We start from the raw sequence: 291 nt of genomic DNA, 5'->3' as shown, positions 1-291 counted from the left end.
ACGGGAAGTGGATTTGTCAACTATATCTCTACGAACAATCTCAAAGAACTCTGTCAGACAGCCAATATTCGCTTCATGACACTTACTAGGAATAGCTTGAGACTGGAGCTCAATGAAGACAATACCTTTATCGTCAGAGATCATCACAATGGCGGCAATACCAGACTGCACAAAACCCTCTCAGGCGGTCAGACCTTCCAAGCAGCACTCTGTCTGGCACTAGCACTGGCAGAAAAAGTAAAGTCACTCAATCAATCCAATCAAAGCTTTTTCTTCTTAGATGAAGGCTTT

At 43.3% G+C, this 291-nt stretch carries 1 protein-coding gene; it reads left to right on the top strand.

Annotation, left to right across the window (positions count from 1 at the left end; genetic code table 11):
- On the top strand, positions 1-291 hold a 291-nt coding region (locus I5349_RS13675; RefSeq protein WP_226391341.1), incomplete at both ends, for an SbcC/MukB-like Walker B domain-containing protein.

Origin of the sequence: Penaeicola halotolerans (assembly GCF_016464625.1) — a bacterium.
In the GTDB taxonomy this organism is placed as follows: domain Bacteria; phylum Bacteroidota; class Bacteroidia; order Cytophagales; family Cyclobacteriaceae; genus Penaeicola; species Penaeicola halotolerans.
Note: the sequence above shows the minus strand (reverse complement) of the source record. Positions and strands in the feature narration are given on the sequence as shown.